1 protein-coding gene is annotated in these 617 nt (G+C 31.6%); it reads right to left on the bottom strand.

All coding sequences use genetic code 11. The annotated features are described in order from the left end of the window. Positions 1-617, bottom strand: a 617-nt coding sequence (locus NNO03_RS22445) for a glycosyltransferase family 2 protein (RefSeq protein ID WP_271450611.1), incomplete at both ends; no start/stop codon positions are given.

Genomic DNA, 617 nt, shown 5'->3' with positions numbered 1-617 from the left:
CTCTGAATATACTCAACTCTATCTTTAATTATAGCATCTTTGACTAAGTTTATTGTATTTTTGTCAGAACCATTAAATTTGCAAGAATAATAAACAGTATTTTTAACTATCGAATACCAATTATAGTTATATTTATTTAATCTATTTTCACTTTTTGAAAACTCATGCCTCAAAAAGGCATCAGGGCAACTATTTATCAGGAAATTATTATCAATCAGACGACTACATAAATCTGTTTCATCAAGATAATAATCATATTCTTCATCAAATCCACCACATGAAATGAGGTAATCTCTGACAAAAAATGAGTTAGTACCTAAAACAGTTCTTCGATATTGTGCGTTATTCTTAATTTCATCCGTGGGATTGATGATACCCGAACCAAAACGGTCAACAAAAATATCTTTGGCTTGGAAATCTAGACTCCCGGCAAGGTAAGTTGGTCCTCCAGCCCCAGCCACAAATCTATGACAACTATTGAAATACTCTAAAATTGCATAAAACCAATCTAAAAAAGGTATAGCATCGTCATCAATGAAAGCAACTATTTGGCCTGAAGCGGCATTTATTCCTATGTTTCTTGATACAGATAAGTTTCTTATTGGATTATTATATAT

Origin of the sequence: Citrobacter sp. Igbk 16 (assembly GCF_028069755.1) — a bacterium.
Classification (GTDB): domain Bacteria; phylum Pseudomonadota; class Gammaproteobacteria; order Enterobacterales; family Enterobacteriaceae; genus Citrobacter.
This window is presented reverse-complemented; position numbering and strand designations above follow the sequence as displayed.